Here is a 15,369-nt window from a genome sequence, read left to right on the forward strand (position 1 = left end):
CATCGGGCCCGGCCTCATCCGACGGACCCGACCTCATCCAACGGGCCGGACCTCGGCCCCCGGGACGGCGGGAAGCCTCAGCGGCCCGTCGGATGCAGGGGAGTGTGCGCGGGATCGACGACCTCGTCGGCCTTCGGAGGCAGCGGCGCCGTGCCGCCGGGGCCCCAGGTGTCGGTGTCGAAGCGGTCCCGGTCGTGGGGCTCGAGGAAGATCGAGGTGTCCGGTCCCAGCGGCACGATCTGCGTGGGGTTCAGATCGGTCTGCACCACGTAGTAGTGCTCCTTGATGTGCTGGAAGTCGACGGTGTCGCCGAAGCCCGGCGTCTGGAACAGGTCCTTCGTGTAGTTCCAGAGGTTGGGCATGCTCGCGAGCGGCTGACGGTTCGCCTTGAAGTGCGAGTGGTAGACGGGATCGAAGCGCACCAGGGTCGGGAACAGGCGCACGTCGGCCTCGGTGAGCGCGGGGCCCATGAGATAGCGCGAGCGGGAGAGTCGGTCCTCGAGCGCGTCGAGGCTCTCCCAGAGGTCCGTGTACGCCTTCTCGTAGGTCTCCTGGGAGCCGGCGAACCCGGTCTTGTACACGCCGTTGTTCACGTGGTGCAGCACCCAGTGGTTGAGCTCGTCGATCTCCCCGCGCTGCGCCTCGGGGTAGAGGTCGGGCGCGCCCTCGCGGTGGAAGTCCGTCCACTGGGTCGCGAAGTCCAGGGTGATCCGGTTGAAGTCGTTGGTGACCACGCCGCCGGTGGGGACGTCCACCATCGCGGGCACGGTGATGCCGCGCGGGTAGTCGGGGTACCGGGCGAAGTAGGCCTGCTGGAGGCGCTCGATGCCCAGCACCGGATCCTTGCCGCCCGGGTCGAGGTCGAAGGTCCACGAGCGCTTGTCGTGCGTGGGGCCGGCGACCGCCATCGAGATCGCGTCCTCGAGGCCCAGCAGGCGGCGCGAGATGATCGTGCGGTTGGCCCAGGGGCAGGCGCGCGAGACGGCGAGGCGGTAGCGGCCCGCCTCGACGGGCCACGGGTTCGACCCGTCGGACGTGATGCGGTCGGGGATGTAGTTCATGTCGCGATCGAAGGCCTCGCCCGCATGGACGTACGAGCCGGTCTGGTCGTTCGGGTCTTTCTCCATCTCCATGTCTCCTCCTCCTTGACGGTCCGGGGCGTCTCCCGGACACCGACCATGATAGTTGAAGGATGAACTATGTGCACGGGGGTGCGGGGTGCGGCGTGCGGGGCGCGGGGCGCGGGGACGGTGCGACAAGGGCTGCGGCGCCGATCGTCGGGCCGGGTCGCCGGTGCGCCTCGATGCGCTGCCGCGCCGCCGACCTGCGGTGAGCCTTCCCTAACGTGGGCAGACGCACGTCGGCCCTTCGGTCCCCCCTGCCTTTTCGCAACGTTCGGGTTGTAAAATCGGTCATGTCGGCGTCGCCCGCGTCGAGCCCGCAAGGGAAGGAGGGCATCCGATGGCAGCGCACGCAGCGGCGCAGCAGCGCGACTCCGCCGCGCCGCACGGAACTCGAGAACAGCCCGACCACCAGGACCAGGCCGAGCACCAGGACCGGACCGGTCACCCGGACGACACCGAGCAGCACGATCGGACCGAGCACCGGGACACCCGCGAGCGGCTCATCGATGCGATCTCCGCCCACGGCCCGATCTCGGCCCGAGCCCTCGCCGAGATGTTCGGCCTCACCAGCGCAGCCGTTCGTCGGCATCTCTCCGCCCTCGAGGCCGACGGCGTGATCGAGGAGCACGACGTCCCTGTGCACCAGCGCGGGCGCGGACGCCCCTCCAAGAGCTTCGTGCTCTCGGCCTCCGCCCACGAGGACCTCGGCAGCGAGTACGACGACCTGGCGATGCTCGCGCTCGACGAGCTCGCCCGCCGCGGCGGGGGAGAGGCGCTCAAGCATCTCGCCTGCGCACGCGTCGCCCCCTGGGAGGAGGACCTCTCCGCCCGCGTCGACGAGCTCGAGGAGGCGGGCGAGGAGGTCTCCCGCGCGCGCCGCGTCGAGATCCTCGCCGACATCCTCACCGAGCGCGGCTACGCCGCCACGGTGCGCCCCGTGACCGTGACCATCCCGGCCTCCGGGACGTCCGGCAGGCCGCGTACGGTGGAGACCGCCCAGCTGGTCCAGGGCCACTGCCCGATCCAGGACGTCGCCGCTCGCCACCCCGAGCTGTGCGAGGCGGAGACCACGGCCATCGGCCGGATGGCGGGAGCGCCCGTCCAGAGACTCGCGACACTGGCAGGCGGCGCCCACGCCTGCACGACCCACATTCCGCTCACGGAGGGAAACACACCACGATGACGAGTGCACCCGAGCAGCAGATGAGCCAGGACGAGATCATCTCGTCCATCGGCAACTACGCCTTCGGCTGGCACGACGAGGACGCCGCCGGCGCCTCGGCCCGCCGCGGGCTGAACGAGGAGGTCGTGCGCGACATCTCCGCGAAGAAGAGCGAGCCCGAGTGGATGCTCGAGCGCCGCCTGAAGGGCCTGCGCCTGTTCGACAAGAAGCCGATGCCCCAGTGGGGCGCCGACCTCTCCGGGATCGACTTCGAGAACATCAAGTACTTCGTCCGCTCGACGGAGAAGCAGGCAGCGTCCTGGGACGACCTCCCGGACGACATCAAGGAGACCTACGACCGCCTGGGCATCCCCGAGGCCGAGAAGCAGCGCCTCGTGGCCGGCGTCGCCGCCCAGTACGAGTCCGAGGTCGTCTACCACCAGATCCGCGAGGACCTCGAGGCCCAGGGCGTCATCTTCATGGACACCGACACCGGCCTGAAGGAGCACCCGGAGCTCTTCGAGGAGTACTTCGGCACTGTCATCCCCGCCGGTGACAACAAGTTCTCCGCCCTGAACACCGCGGTGTGGTCCGGCGGCTCCTTCGTCTACGTCCCGCCGGGCGTGCACGTGGAGATCCCGCTCCAGGCCTACTTCCGGATCAACACCGAGAACATGGGCCAGTTCGAGCGCACCCTGATCATCGCCGACGAGGGCTCGTACGTGCACTACGTCGAGGGCTGCACCGCGCCGATCTACCAGACCGACTCGCTGCACAGCGCCGTCGTCGAGATCGTCGTGAAGAAGAACGCCCGCGTGCGCTACACGACCATCCAGAACTGGTCGAACAACGTGTACAACCTCGTCACCAAGCGCACCACCGTCGAAGAGGGCGGGACCATGGAGTGGGTCGACGGCAACATCGGCTCCAAGGTCACCATGAAGTACCCCGCGGTGTGGCTGATGGGCGAGCACGCCCGCGGCGAGACCCTGTCGATCGCCTTCGCGGGCGAGAACCAGCACCAGGACACCGGCTCGAAGATGGTGCACATGGCGCCGCACACCTCGAGCTCGATCGTCTCGAAGTCGGTCTCGCGCGGCGGCGGCCGCTCGAGCTACCGCGGGCTCGTGCAGGTGATGCCGGGCGCCGAGCACAGCGCCTCGACCGTGCTGTGCGACGCCCTGCTGGTGGACACGATCTCCCGCACCGACACCTACCCCTACGTCGACGTGCGCGTCGACGACGTGCAGATGGGCCATGAGGCCACCGTCTCCAAGGTCTCCGAGGAGCAGCTCTTCTACCTGATGAGCCGCGGCATGGAGGAGACCGAGGCGATGGCGATGATCGTGCGCGGGTTCATCGAGCCCATCGCGCGCGAGCTGCCCATGGAGTACGCGCTCGAGCTGAACCGCCTGATCGAACTGCAGATGGAAGGAGCCGTCGGCTGATGACGACGACCGATGTGAAGGGTCCCGAGAGCTCGGGGGACGAGCAGGCCAACGAGGCGGTCGGCGGCGCCGCGGGCGCCGCGCCCGTCGCCGCTCAGGACGTGCTCGTCGAGGACGAGGACCGCGGCGAGGCCGGGCGCACCGTCCGGGCGGAGCTCGAGGACGAGGGCATCGCACTGCCCGGATCCCCGGCCTCCGGAGAGGATTCGCACGCCACCCGCGCGAACCGGGTGCGCTCCTTCGAGGTCGCGGACTTCTCCCGGCCGACGTCCAAGGACGAGGAGTGGCGCTTCACGCCGCTGCGCGTGCTCTCCCCGCTGTTCGAGGACCTGCCCACCGAGGACCTCGAGGGCGATCCGGCCGTCGCCTACGAGGTCGGCGTCCCCGAGGGTGCGCCCGAGGCCTCGACCCTCGCCCCGGGCCAAAGCCCGCGCGGCACCGCGCTCGTGCCCGAGGACATCGTCTCCGCGGTGGCCTCCGCCCGCACCGAGCAGGCGCTGCACCTGCGCGCCCCCCGCGGCGCCGAGCTCTCCGACCCGTTCCGCGTGGCGATCACCGGACGCGGCGCCGAGCGCCGCGGCAACGCCCACGTGGTGCTGGAGACGGAGGAGTCGTCCGTCGCGACCTTCGTGCTGGACCACACGGGCAGCGCGCGGTTCGCCGAGAACGTCGAGATGATCGTCGGCGACAACTCGCAGATGACCGTGATCTCCCTGCAGAACTGGGACGACGACGCGCTGCACATCTCGGCCCACCACTCGCGCCTGGGACGCGATGCGCGTCTGAAGCACATCGTGGTGACCCTCGGCGGCCGGGCGGTGCGCATCAACGCGATCGGCGAGTTCAGCGCCCCCGGCTCGGAGCTCGAGAAGCTGGGCCTGTACTTCTCCGACGAGGGCCAGTTCCTCGAGCACCGCATCTTCGTGGACCACGCGGCCCCGAAGTGCACCTCGAACTCGGCCTACAAGGGCGCGCTGCAGGGCAAGGGCGCGCGCTCGGTCTGGGTGGGCGACGTGCTCATCCGCAAGGAGGCCGAGGGCACCAGCACCTACGAGCTCAACCGCAACCTCGTGCTCACCGAGGGCGCCCGCGCCGACTCGGTGCCGAACCTCGAGATCGAGACCGGGGAGATCGAGGGCGCTGGCCATGCCGCCGCCACCGGTCGCTTCGACGACGAGCAGCTGTTCTACCTGCGCGCCCGCGGCATCCCCGAGCTCGAGGCCCGCAGGCTCGTCGTCCGCGGCTTCTTCGCCGAGCTGATCCAGCAGATCGACGTCCCCGAGATCCGCGAGGCCCTCACCGACTCGATCGAGGCGGAGCTGCAGCGGAGCATGAACTGATGAGCGACTCCTTCGTCCCCGTCGCGCGCCTGACGGATCTCGCCCCCGGCGAGGCCCTGGGTCTCGAGGTCTCCGGCCTCGAGATCGCCCTGGTGCGCGACGAGGACGGGGGAGTGCACGCCCTCGCGGACATCTGCTCCCACGACGACGTCGCGCTGTCCGACGGCGACGTCGAGGGATGCACGCTGGAGTGCTGGAAGCACGGGAGCCAGTTCGACCTGGTGACCGGACGCCCCCTCCAGCTGCCCGCCGTCCGTCCCGTCCCCGTCTATCCCGTCCGCGTCGACGCGGACGGCCAGATCGCCGTCGACCCCGAGCACGCGCTCACCGGGTCCGCGGGCTGAGCGGCCGTCCTCCCGGCGCACCGAACGTCCTGTCACTTCCGAAGGAGACCACCCACCATGTCGATCCTCGAGATCCGCGATCTGCACGCCACCGTCGAGACCCCTGAGGGCACCAAGGAGATCCTCAAGGGCGTCGACCTCACCATCCGCAGCGGCGAGACCCACGCGATCATGGGCCCCAACGGCTCCGGCAAGTCCACGCTCGCCTACTCGATCGCCGGCCACCCCAAGTACCAGATCACCTCGGGCACCGTGACGCTCGACGGCGAGGACGTCCTCGCGATGAGCGTCGACGAGCGCGCCCGCGCCGGCCTGTTCCTGGCCATGCAGTACCCGGTCGAGGTCCCCGGCGTCACCGTCTCGAACTTCCTGCGCACCGCCAAGACCGCGATCGACGGCGAGGCCCCGGCCCTGCGCACCTGGGTCAAGGATGTGCGCGGCGCGATGGACAACCTGAAGATGGATCCCGTCTTCGCCGAGCGCAACGTCAACGAGGGCTTCTCCGGCGGCGAGAAGAAGCGCCACGAGATCCTCCAGATGGAGCTGCTGAAGCCGTCCATGGCGATCCTCGACGAGACCGACTCCGGCCTCGACGTCGACGCGCTGCGCGTGGTCTCCGAGGGCGTGAACCGCGCCAAGGACACCACCGACGTGGGCGTTATGCTGATCACCCACTACACGCGCATCCTCAACTACATCAAGCCCGACTTCGTGCACGTGTTCGTGGGCGGCCGGGTCGCCGAGCAGGGCGGCCCCGAGCTCGCGGAGCGCCTCGAGGCCGAGGGGTACGAGCGCTTCCTCACGGGTGCCAAGTGACCGCCCCGGCGAACGACGGAGCGGACGCCCAGGTCCCGGCCGAGGGCGCGGTCTCGGCTGACGGCGCGGCTCCGGCCGACGGCGCGGCTCCGGCCGACGGCGCAGCTGCATCGGACGGCGGCGCCGCGACGGAGGGCGAGCCCTCGACCTTCGTGAGCGAGGAGGAGGTGCGCGAGTCCCTCAAGGACGTCATCGACCCCGAGCTCGGGATCAACGTCGTGGACCTCGGCCTCGTCTACGGCATCACCGTGGACAAGGGCAACGCCGTGGTCGACATGACGCTGACCTCCGCCGCGTGCCCGCTCACCGACGTGCTCGAGGAGCAGACCTTCGCGGCGCTGGACCCCATCTGCGAGACGCACCGCATCAACTGGGTGTGGATGCCCCCGTGGGGCATGGAGATGATCACCGAGGACGGCCGCGAGCAGCTGAGGGCCATCGGCTTCAACCTCTGACCCACGGCCGTGCCGATAGCCGGGCATCATCGAACAGTGCTGCGCAGTTGTCGTTATGGAGCCGCATAACGACAACTGCGCAGCACTGTTCGTGGTTCCGGGCTCCGTGGGCGACGGCCGGCCGGTGCACGTCTCGGAGCCATGTCGGTGCTGCGTCGCCCTGTGTCAGCGTGCGCGGCGCTGTGACACGTGCGCGGCCGCGTCACCGCGTGCGCCGCCCCGCGACCGCGTGCGCGGCCGCCCCGGCCCCCGTCCTCAGCCCAGCACGACGGCGGGCTCGACCGCGTCGATCCCGTGGGCCTCGCCGACGCCGGTGTTGGTGAGCGTCCCGGCGTGGGCGTTGAGCCCCTTGGCGAGCGCGGCGTCCGCGCGGAGGGCGTCGCGCCATCCGGAGCCGGCGATGCGCATCACGTAGGGGAGCGTCGCGTGCGTGAGCGCCGCGGTCGCCGTGACCGGAACGCTGCCGGGCATGTTCGCCACGCAGTAGAAGTTCGTGTCGTGCACGCGGAACGTGGGCGCGTCGTGCGTGGTGGCGTGGGAGCCCTCGAAGCAGCCGCCCTGGTCGATCGCGACGTCCACGAGCACCGAGCCGGGCTTCATCGTGCTCACCATCTCGTCGGTCACGAGCTTGGGGGCGCGCCTGCCCGGGATCAGCACGGAGCCGATCACCACGTCGGCCTGCCGGATCATCTCGGCGAGGTCCAGGCGCGTGGAGTAGCGGGTGAGGATGGCGCCGGAGTGGACGGTCGCGATCTCCTGGAGCCGCGCGAGGTTCACGTCCATCACGGTGACGTCGGCATGGAGGCCGTTCGCCATCACCGCGGCCTGCTCGCCCACGACGCCGCCGCCGATCACGAGGACCTTCGCCTCGCTCGTGCCGGGCACGCCGCCCATCAGCACACCCGAACCGCCCAGCGGCTTCATGAGGTGGTACGCCGCGACCTGGGTCGCGAGCCGCCCGGCGATCGCGCTCATCGGCGCGAGCAGCGGCAGGGAGCGATCGGCCCTCTGCACCGTCTCGTAGGCGATGGCCGTGGTCCCGGAGTCGAGGACCGCGCGGGTGAGGGACTCGTCGGCCGCGAGATGGAGGTAGGTGAACAGGATCTGCCCCTCGCGCAGCAGCGCCTGCTCGCCCGGAAGGGGCTCCTTGACCTTCACGACCATCTCCACCCCGCCCCACACGTCGGCGGCGTCGGGCACGATCCTCGCGCCGGCCTCTGCGAAATCCTCGTCGCGCACGCCCGCGCCGAGGCCCGCGGAGGCCTCCACGAGCACCTCGTGCCCGGCGTGGACGAGCTCGTGGACGCCCGCGGCGGTCAGTCCCACCCGGTACTCGTTGTTCTTGATCTCGCGGGGGACCCCGATGATCATGCTCGCTCCTTCGACGACGGAACCGCGGCCTGCGGCGGCGCGCCCCGCGGGCCCGAGGACCTCGATGTCCTCCTCACCACATCACAGCACATCGGGGCGGTATTCGGAGGCGTCCTCGGCAGGTGACGATCTAGGGTGGACCGGGCCCCGGAGCGGGGTCCCGTCCACTGCGCGAGGAGCCCTTCCGTGATCACCGTCTCCGACCTCGAGATCCGCATGGGAGCGCGGCTGCTCATGAGCGGAGTGTCCTTCCAGGTGACCGCGGGCGACCGCATCGGCCTCGTCGGCCGCAACGGTGCCGGCAAGACCACTCTCACCAAGGTCCTCTCCGGCACGATGCAGCCCACCGAAGGGCGCGTCGAGGTGAGCGGGGAGCTCGGGTACCTGCCGCAGGACACCCACACCGGCGATCCGGATCAGCTGGTGATCGCCCGCATCCTCTCGGCCCGCGGCCTCGACGACATCATGCAGCGCCTCCACCGGGCCGAGCTCGACATGGCCGACATGACCATCTCCGACGCCAAGCGCGAGAAGGCCATGGACCGCTACGTGCGGATCGACGCCGAGCTCACCTCGCGCGGCGGTTACGCCGCGGAGTCCGAGGCCCGCCGGATGGCGGCGAACCTGGGCCTCCCGGACCGCCTGCTCGAGCAGGGCCTCGGTACGCTCTCGGGCGGACAGCGCCGTCGCGTCGAGCTCGCGAGGATCCTGTTCTCCCAGGCGGACACGATGATCCTCGACGAGCCGACGAACCACCTCGACGCCGACTCGATCATCTGGCTGCGCGACTACCTCATGACCTACAAGGGCGGGCTGATCGTCATCAGCCACGACGTGCAGCTCGTCGAGCAGGTCGTGAACAAGGTCTTCTACCTCGACGCGAACCGCGGCGCGATCGACATCTACAACATGGGCTGGAAGCTCTACCTGCGTCAGCGCGAGGACGACGAGAAGCGGCGCAAGCGCGAGCGGCAGAACGCGGAGAAGAAGGCCACCCAGCTCACCGCACAGGCGGAGAAGATGCGCGCGAAGGCCACCAAGGCCGTCGCCGCCCAGAACATGCTGCGGCGCGCCGAGCGCATGCTCGACGGCGTCGAGGGCGAGCGGCAGCAGGACCGCGTCGCCTCCCTGCGGTTCCCCAAGCCGGCCTCCTGCGGGAAGACCCCGCTGATGGCGGAGGACCTCTCCAAGTCCTACGGGAGCCTGGAGATCTTCACCGGGGTGGACCTCGCGATCGACCGCGGCAGCCGCGTCGTCGTCCTGGGGCTGAACGGCGCGGGCAAGACCACGCTGCTGCGGGTGCTCGCCGGCGTCGACGAGTCCGACACCGGCCGCATCATCCCGGGCCACGGCCTGCGCGTCGGCTACTACGCGCAGGAGCACGAGACGCTCGACCCGGAACGCACGGTGCTCGAGAACATGATGACGGCCGCCATCGAGCTGCCCGAGGTCGAGGCCCGCAAGATCCTCGGCTCGTTCCTGTTCAGCGGGGACGACGTGCACAAGCCCGCGGGCGTGCTCTCGGGCGGGGAGAAGACCAGGCTCGCCCTGGCCACGCTCGTGGTCTCGAGCGCGAACGTGCTGCTCCTGGACGAGCCGACGAACAACCTCGACCCCGCGAGCCGCGAGGAGATCCTCGGCGCGCTCGCGGCCTTCGAGGGCGCCGTCATCCTGGTCTCCCACGACCCGGGGGCCGTCCGCGCGCTCTCGCCCGAGCGCGTGCTGGTGATGCCCGACGCGGTCGAGGACCTGTGGAACCAGAGCTACGAGGAGCTCATCGAGCTCGCCTGACAGCAGAACACGGCTGTATGTCGCGACATCGCGTCTTTCATGCGTGTTGCGGCTAGACTCGCGGTCATGTTCGTCCTCACCGTCGACCAGCACGACAGCCGGCGCACCACCGATCGCGTGCCCGAGCTGATCGCGGCCCTGCACGACGTGCCACTCCGTCTGCGTCCCGAGCGGACGGCGGGGGACGAGGTGCAGATGCTCGCCGACTCGGCCGACGCGGTGCTCGCCTGCGTGCTGCGCATGCTCGAGCTCGGCGGCTGGAGCGTGGGAATCGGCATCGGACCCGTCGAGCTCCCGCTGCCGGCGTCCGTGCGCGAGGGGCGCGGAGACGCCTTCATCGCCGCGCGCCGGGCGGTCGAGAGCGCGCGGCGCACCAGCTCGATCCCCGTGAGCGTGCGCACCGCCGATCCCCGTCAGCGGGAGCAGACCGAGGAGCTGCAGGCGCTGCTGCGCCTGGTCGGACGCGAGGTCACCTCCCGCAAGCCCGGGCAGTGGCGCGTGGTCCACGCGATGCGCGAGGACCCGTCGGCCACGCAGGCGCAGATCGCGGAGCGCCTCGAGGTCACCCAGCAGACCGTCTCCCGCGCCTTCACCACGAGCGGCTGGCGCGAGGAGCAGGCCGTGCACCCGCTGGTGCGGCGCCTGCTCGCGATGCTCGACCTCACATCGGACCGCTCGATGGACCGTCCGGGCCATCTGCCATGATCCAGGACATGCTCACCCACCTGCCCGAGCTCGCGGTGATCGTGCTCGCCCTGCTGCTCGCCTCGCTCGGCGGCTGGCCGCTGTCCTCTCTCGTGCTCCGTCTCTCTCGCTCGCCCCGGCGCGCACGCCCGGCCGCGCGCCGGCCGGGCGAGGTCCCCGTCCTCGAGGCGCCCGCGCATCCGGCGAAGGAGTGGAGCACCCCGGAGCTGCTGCGCGGAGGACTCTGGATCGGGCTGCTCGAGAGGGTCGCCGTGACCGCCTGCGTGCTCGCCGATCACCCCGAGATGATCGCGGTCGTCGTCGCGCTCAAGGGCCTCGGTCGGTATCCCGAGCTGCGCTCCCACGAGGGCGCCTCCGAGCGGTTCCTCGTGGGCACCTTCGCCTCCCTGCTGTGGGCGGTCGCGATCGGCGCGATCGGTCTCGCCCTGCTGCGCACGGTCGCCTGACGGGGCGGCGCGGGGCCGAGCGATGCGAGCTTCGCTACGTCGGGGCGTCCGCGAGCGACCCGGGGGAGCGGAGGATGCGGGTCCAGGCGGTAAAGTGGATGAGCCTGCGGCGTGACCTCGATCGCGCCGCACGCGCACCGCAAGGCGCGAGAGCGCACACCGGGCGAGACGCCCGTCGACTCCCGAGGAGACCCATGGCGACGACCAACGACCTCAAGAACGGCATCGTGCTGAACCTGGACAACCAGCTCTGGCAGGTCGTCGAGTTCCAGCACGTGAAGCCGGGCAAGGGCCCCGCCTTCGTGCGCACCAAGATCAAGAACGTGCTGTCGGGCAAGACGGTCGACAAGACCTTCAACGCCGGCGTGAAGGTGGAGACCGCGACGGTCGACAAGCGCGACATGCAGTACTCGTACCTCGACGGCGACCTCTACGTCTTCATGGACACCTCCACCTGGGAGCAGACCAACGTCCCCGGCGACGTCGTCGGCGATGCCAAGGACTTCCTGCTCGAGGGCGCCGACGTCGTGATCGCCTTCCACGACGAGAAGGTGCTCTACGTCGAGCTGCCCGCGAGCGTCGTGCTGGAGATCACGCACACCGAGCCCGGCCTGCAGGGCGACCGCTCGTCCGGCGGGACCAAGCCGGCCACCCTCGAGACCGGCCGCGAGATCCAGGTGCCGCTGTTCCTCGAGCAGGGCACCAAGGTCAAGGTCGACACCCGCTCCGGCGACTACCTCGGGCGCGCCTGACGTGCAGGATCCGCTGAGTCTTCCCCTGCCCGGTCGCGAGGGCGAGGAGGTCGAGCTGCTGGAGACGCATCCCGCGAACCCCAAGCGCCTGACCTCCCGCTCCCGCGAGCGGGTGCGGGCGATCGACGTCGTCTTCGAGGCCGACGCCCGCGAGCGCGATCTGGGCGATGTGCTCGCCGAGCGGCGGCTGCGCACGGCGGCCCAGACCGCCCTTCCCGAGCGCTCCGCGCACCTGGTCGAGCTCGTCGCCGCGCACCGCGAGGAGATCGATGAGCAGCTCTCGACCCACAGCCGCGACTGGCCCCTGCACCGCATGCCCGCCGTGGACCGCGCGATCCTGCGCACCGGTGCCGCGGAGATCCTCCACGACACCCCGGCCGACGGCATCGGCCCCGTGATCGGCGAGTACGCGACGATCGCGCGCGAGCTGTCCACCGAGGACTCCCCGCGCTTCGTCAACGGCCTCCTGCAGCGCATCGGCGAGATGCGGGACCTGCTGGGCTGAGCGCCGCCCGTCGACCCCCTCCTCTGAGACCTCCGCAACAGCTCCCGCCACCACCTGAGACGGCGCGCGGGAGCGCGCGCCCCGCGCGCTACGATCAACAGCGATCGCACCGATCCACCACCCTTTAACCTCGCGTCCCGTGAGACGCGGAAGGGAGAAGATCATGACCGCAGATCGACCGGGCCCCACTGCGCCCGGGAGCGAGAAGACCGTCCTGGATCAGGACGACATCTCCCGCTCCCTCACGCGCATCGCCCACGAGATCATCGAGACCGGCCACGGGGCCGACGACCTCGTGCTGCTGGGCATTCCGCATCGCGGCGTCCCCCTTGCGCGGCGCATCGCCGCCATCATCGCCGAGGCCGAGGGCGCGGGACGCGACCCGGACTCCCTGGCCGGAGCCCTGGACATCACCTTGTACCGGGACGACCTGCGCCGCAGCCCTGCGCGGCTGCCGCACCCCACGCACATCCCCTCCGGCGGGATCGACGGGAAGGTCGTCGTCCTCGTCGACGACGTCCTCTACTCCGGGCGCACCGTGCGCGCCGCCCTCGACGCGCTCTCCGCGATCGGCCGGCCCGCCGTCGTGCGCCTCGCGGTCCTCGTGGACCGCGGCCACCGCGAGCTGCCGATCCGCGCCGACCACGTCGGCAAGAACCTCCCCACCTCCCGCAGCGAGCGCGTGGGCGTGCTGCTCACGGAGACCGACGGCGAGGACGCGGTGAGGATCTCCCACCCCGCGTCCCCCGAGGACGAGGGGGCGCGGCGATGAAGCACCTGACCGGCATCGGCGACCTGGACCGCGCCTCCGCGATCGAGCTGCTGGACACCTCGACCCGCATGGTCGCCACCCAGGAGCGGCAGATGCGCAAGCTGCCCACCCTCGTCGGCACCACCGTGGTGAACCTCTTCATGGAGGACTCCACCCGCACCCGCATCAGCTTCGAGGCCGCCGCGAAGCGTCTCTCGGCCGACGTCATCAACTTCTCCGCCAAGGGATCGAGCATCTCCAAGGGGGAGTCGCTCAAGGACACCGCGCTGACCCTGCGCGCGATGGGGGCCGACGCCGTGGTGGTGCGCGCCCCCGCCTCCGGCGCGGCCCACAAGCTCGCGCACTCCGGCTGGATCGACGTCCCGATCGTCAACGCCGGCGACGGCACCCACCAGCACCCCACCCAGGCCCTCCTGGACTCCTTCACCCTGCGACGCCACCTCGGCGGGGAGCAGAGGGACGGGGAGCGCACGGGCAGCGTCGACGGGAAGGGCCTGGACGGTCTGCACGTGGTGATCGTCGGCGACATCATGCATTCGCGCGTCGCCCGCTCGAACGTGCAGCTGATGACGCTTCTCGGCGCTCGTGTCACGCTCGTCGCCCCGCCCTCGCTGGTCCCCGTCGGGGCCGACGTCTGGCCCTGCGACGTGCTCTACGACCTCGACGAGGCGATCGCCCTGGCCCCCGACGCCGTGATGATGCTGCGGGTCCAGCGCGAGCGCATGCTCGGCGGCGGCTACTTCCCGAGCGCGGCCGAGTACACCCGGCGCCTGCAGCTCACGCAGGCGCGTGCCGACCGCCTGCCCGATCACGCGATCGTCATGCACCCCGGCCCGATGAACCGCGGCTTCGAGATCGCCGGGGGAGTGGCCGACGGTCCCCGCAGCGTGATCGTCGAGCAGGTCGCGGCGGGCGTGAGCGTCCGCATGGCCGTGCTCTTCCACCTGCTGGCCTCCAACGCGAGGGAGGAATCATGACTCCCACCACCGCTTACGCCGCCGACGCCGCGACCACCGGCGCAGCCCCCGCCGCCGCACCCGCACTGCTGATCCGCGGCGGCCGCCCCTACGGCGAGGACGTCGCCGACGTCCTGGTCGAGGACGGGAGGATCACCGCCGTCGGCCCCGACCTCTCCGCCCCCGAGGGCGCCGAGGTCGTCGACGCCGAGGGCTGCATCGTCCTGCCGGGGCTCGTCGACCTGCACACGCATCTGCGCGAGCCCGGGGGCGAGGAGGCCGAGACCGTCGAGACCGGCACCCGCGCCGCGGCCCGCGGCGGCTTCACCGCCGTGCACGCGATGGCCAACACGACGCCCGTCGCGGACACCGCGGGCGTCGTCGAGCAGGTCCTCCAGCGCGGGGAGGACGCCGCCTGGTGCGCCGTCCACCCGATCGGCGCCGTCACCGTGGGGCTGGGCGGGGAGCGCCTCGCCGAGCTCGACGCGATGGCGGGCTCCCGCGCCCGGGTGCGCGTGTTCAGCGACGACGGCAAGTGCGTCTCCGACCCGGTGCTCATGCGCCGCGCCCTGGAGTACGTGAAGACCTTCGACGGCGTCATCGCCCAGCACGCGCAGGACCCGCGGCTGACCGAGGGCGCGCAGATGCACGAGGGCCGCGTCTCCGCGGAGATCGGCCTCACCGGCTGGCCCAGCGTCGCCGAGGAGTCGATCATCGCCCGCGACGTGCTGCTGGCCGAGCACGTCGGCTCGCGCCTGCACGTCTGCCACCTCTCGACCGCCGGCAGCGTCGAGATCGTGCGCTGGGCCAAGCAGCGGGGCGTGGACGTGACCGCCGAGGTCACCCCGCACCACCTGCTGCTCACCGACGAGGAGGCGCGCGGCTACGACGCGGTGTACAAGGTGAACCCGCCGCTGCGCACGCAGGCCGACGTCGAGGCCGTGCGCGAGGGACTGGCCGACGGCACGATCGACATCGTCGCGACGGACCACGCCCCGCACCCGGCCGATGCCAAGGACCGCGAGTGGGACACCGCCGCGTTCGGCATGACGGGCCTGGAGACCGCGCTCGGGATCGTCCAGCAGACGATGGTCGACACCGGGACCCTGAGCTGGCGGGATGTGGCGCGGGTGCTCTCGGAGACCCCCGCCCGGATCGCCCGTGACGTCGACCAGGGCCGCCCGCTCGCGGCCGGCGAGGTCGCCCACGTGCTGGTGTGGGATCCGCGGCCGGCCGCCGAGGTCGACCCCGAGGAGCATGCCTCCCGCGGAAGGAACTCGCCCGTGGCGGGCCGCACCCTGCCCGGACGCAACCGGCTCACCCTGCTCGCGGGCCGCCCCACGGTGCGGGACTCCCGCCTCGCGGAGCACTGAGCGGGCGAG

16 protein-coding genes are annotated in these 15,369 nt (G+C 71.1%); 14 read left to right on the plus strand and 2 right to left on the minus strand.

Features of this window, described 5'->3' with window-relative positions; genetic code table 11:
* Positions 1–77: 77 nt before the first annotated feature.
* Complete coding sequence (locus ACFQ53_RS07480) at positions 78–1,133, minus strand: glutathione S-transferase family protein (protein WP_377857551.1); 1,056 nt, start codon at positions 1,131–1,133, stop codon at positions 78–80.
* Between the two features lie 328 nt (positions 1,134–1,461).
* Here ACFQ53_RS07480 and ACFQ53_RS07485 point away from each other — a divergent pair, with 328 nt between their 5' ends.
* From ACFQ53_RS07485 to ACFQ53_RS07510, 6 genes are all read left to right on the plus strand, one after another.
* The gene (locus tag ACFQ53_RS07485; RefSeq protein ID WP_377857554.1) at positions 1,462–2,307 is read left to right on the plus strand and encodes a helix-turn-helix transcriptional regulator; all 846 of its coding nucleotides are present in this window, start codon (positions 1,462–1,464) and stop codon (positions 2,305–2,307) included.
* The gene (gene sufB, locus ACFQ53_RS07490) at positions 2,304–3,734 is read left to right on the plus strand and encodes a Fe-S cluster assembly protein SufB (protein WP_200500587.1); all 1,431 of its coding nucleotides are present in this window, start codon (positions 2,304–2,306) and stop codon (positions 3,732–3,734) included. The genes ACFQ53_RS07485 and sufB overlap by 4 nt, the downstream gene beginning before the upstream one ends.
* Positions 3,734–5,074 carry a Fe-S cluster assembly protein SufD gene (gene sufD, locus ACFQ53_RS07495; RefSeq protein WP_377857557.1) on the plus strand — a complete coding sequence of 447 codons (1,341 nt, stop codon included), beginning with the start codon at positions 3,734–3,736 and terminating at the stop codon, positions 5,072–5,074. The genes sufB and sufD overlap by 1 nt, the downstream gene beginning before the upstream one ends.
* Positions 5,074–5,418 (plus strand): non-heme iron oxygenase ferredoxin subunit, encoded by a 345-nt coding sequence (locus tag ACFQ53_RS07500; RefSeq protein WP_152353072.1) that lies wholly within the window; start codon positions 5,074–5,076, stop codon positions 5,416–5,418. Before sufD ends, ACFQ53_RS07500 begins: the two co-directional genes overlap by 1 nt.
* Before the next feature lie 57 nt (positions 5,419–5,475).
* On the plus strand, positions 5,476–6,234 hold the full coding sequence (gene sufC, locus ACFQ53_RS07505; RefSeq protein WP_377857561.1) for a Fe-S cluster assembly ATPase SufC: 759 nt from the start codon (positions 5,476–5,478) through the stop codon (positions 6,232–6,234).
* A gap of 152 nt (positions 6,235–6,386) precedes the next feature.
* Positions 6,387–6,689 carry a metal-sulfur cluster assembly factor gene (locus ACFQ53_RS07510; RefSeq protein WP_377857658.1) on the plus strand — a complete coding sequence of 101 codons (303 nt, stop codon included), beginning with the start codon at positions 6,387–6,389 and terminating at the stop codon, positions 6,687–6,689.
* Between the two features lie 255 nt (positions 6,690–6,944).
* Here the strand turns inward: ACFQ53_RS07510 and ald are convergent, their stop codons facing one another.
* On the minus strand, positions 6,945–8,060 hold the full coding sequence (ald, locus tag ACFQ53_RS07515) for an alanine dehydrogenase (RefSeq protein ID WP_377857567.1): 1,116 nt from the start codon (positions 8,058–8,060) through the stop codon (positions 6,945–6,947).
* A 186-nt stretch (positions 8,061–8,246) separates the two neighbouring features.
* On the opposite strand from ald, the gene ACFQ53_RS07520 reads away from it, so the two are divergent.
* The 8 genes from ACFQ53_RS07520 (at position 8,247) to ACFQ53_RS07555 (ending at position 15,360) form a co-directional block, all read left to right on the plus strand.
* Positions 8,247–9,851, plus strand: a complete 1,605-nt coding sequence (locus ACFQ53_RS07520) for an ABC-F family ATP-binding cassette domain-containing protein (RefSeq protein ID WP_377857573.1) — start codon at positions 8,247–8,249, stop codon at positions 9,849–9,851.
* 66 nt (positions 9,852–9,917) lie between these two features.
* The gene (locus ACFQ53_RS07525; RefSeq protein WP_377857576.1) at positions 9,918–10,556 is read left to right on the plus strand and encodes a MarR family transcriptional regulator; all 639 of its coding nucleotides are present in this window, start codon (positions 9,918–9,920) and stop codon (positions 10,554–10,556) included.
* A gap of 8 nt (positions 10,557–10,564) precedes the next feature.
* Positions 10,565–11,002 carry a hypothetical protein gene (locus ACFQ53_RS07530; protein WP_377857579.1) on the plus strand — a complete coding sequence of 146 codons (438 nt, stop codon included), beginning with the start codon at positions 10,565–10,567 and terminating at the stop codon, positions 11,000–11,002.
* 194 nt (positions 11,003–11,196) lie between these two features.
* Positions 11,197–11,754: an elongation factor P gene (gene efp, locus ACFQ53_RS07535; RefSeq protein WP_377857582.1), complete on the plus strand. Its 558-nt coding sequence runs from the start codon at positions 11,197–11,199 to the stop codon at positions 11,752–11,754.
* Between the two features lies 1 nt (position 11,755).
* A complete protein-coding gene (gene nusB, locus ACFQ53_RS07540; protein WP_377857585.1) occupies positions 11,756–12,259 on the plus strand; it encodes a transcription antitermination factor NusB in 504 nt (167 codons plus the stop codon).
* A 163-nt stretch (positions 12,260–12,422) separates the two neighbouring features.
* Positions 12,423–13,031 carry a bifunctional pyr operon transcriptional regulator/uracil phosphoribosyltransferase PyrR gene (pyrR, locus tag ACFQ53_RS07545; RefSeq protein WP_249480284.1) on the plus strand — a complete coding sequence of 203 codons (609 nt, stop codon included), beginning with the start codon at positions 12,423–12,425 and terminating at the stop codon, positions 13,029–13,031.
* Positions 13,028–14,008, plus strand: a complete 981-nt coding sequence (locus ACFQ53_RS07550) for an aspartate carbamoyltransferase catalytic subunit (protein WP_377857588.1) — start codon at positions 13,028–13,030, stop codon at positions 14,006–14,008. Before pyrR ends, ACFQ53_RS07550 begins: the two co-directional genes overlap by 4 nt.
* On the plus strand, positions 14,005–15,360 hold the full coding sequence (locus tag ACFQ53_RS07555) for a dihydroorotase (RefSeq protein WP_377857591.1): 1,356 nt from the start codon (positions 14,005–14,007) through the stop codon (positions 15,358–15,360). The genes ACFQ53_RS07550 and ACFQ53_RS07555 overlap by 4 nt, the downstream gene beginning before the upstream one ends.
* Positions 15,361–15,369: the final 9 nt, after the last annotated feature.

The organism is Brachybacterium sp. NPDC056505 (genome assembly GCF_042794925.1).
Lineage (GTDB): Bacteria > Actinomycetota > Actinomycetes > Actinomycetales > Dermabacteraceae > Brachybacterium > Brachybacterium kimchii.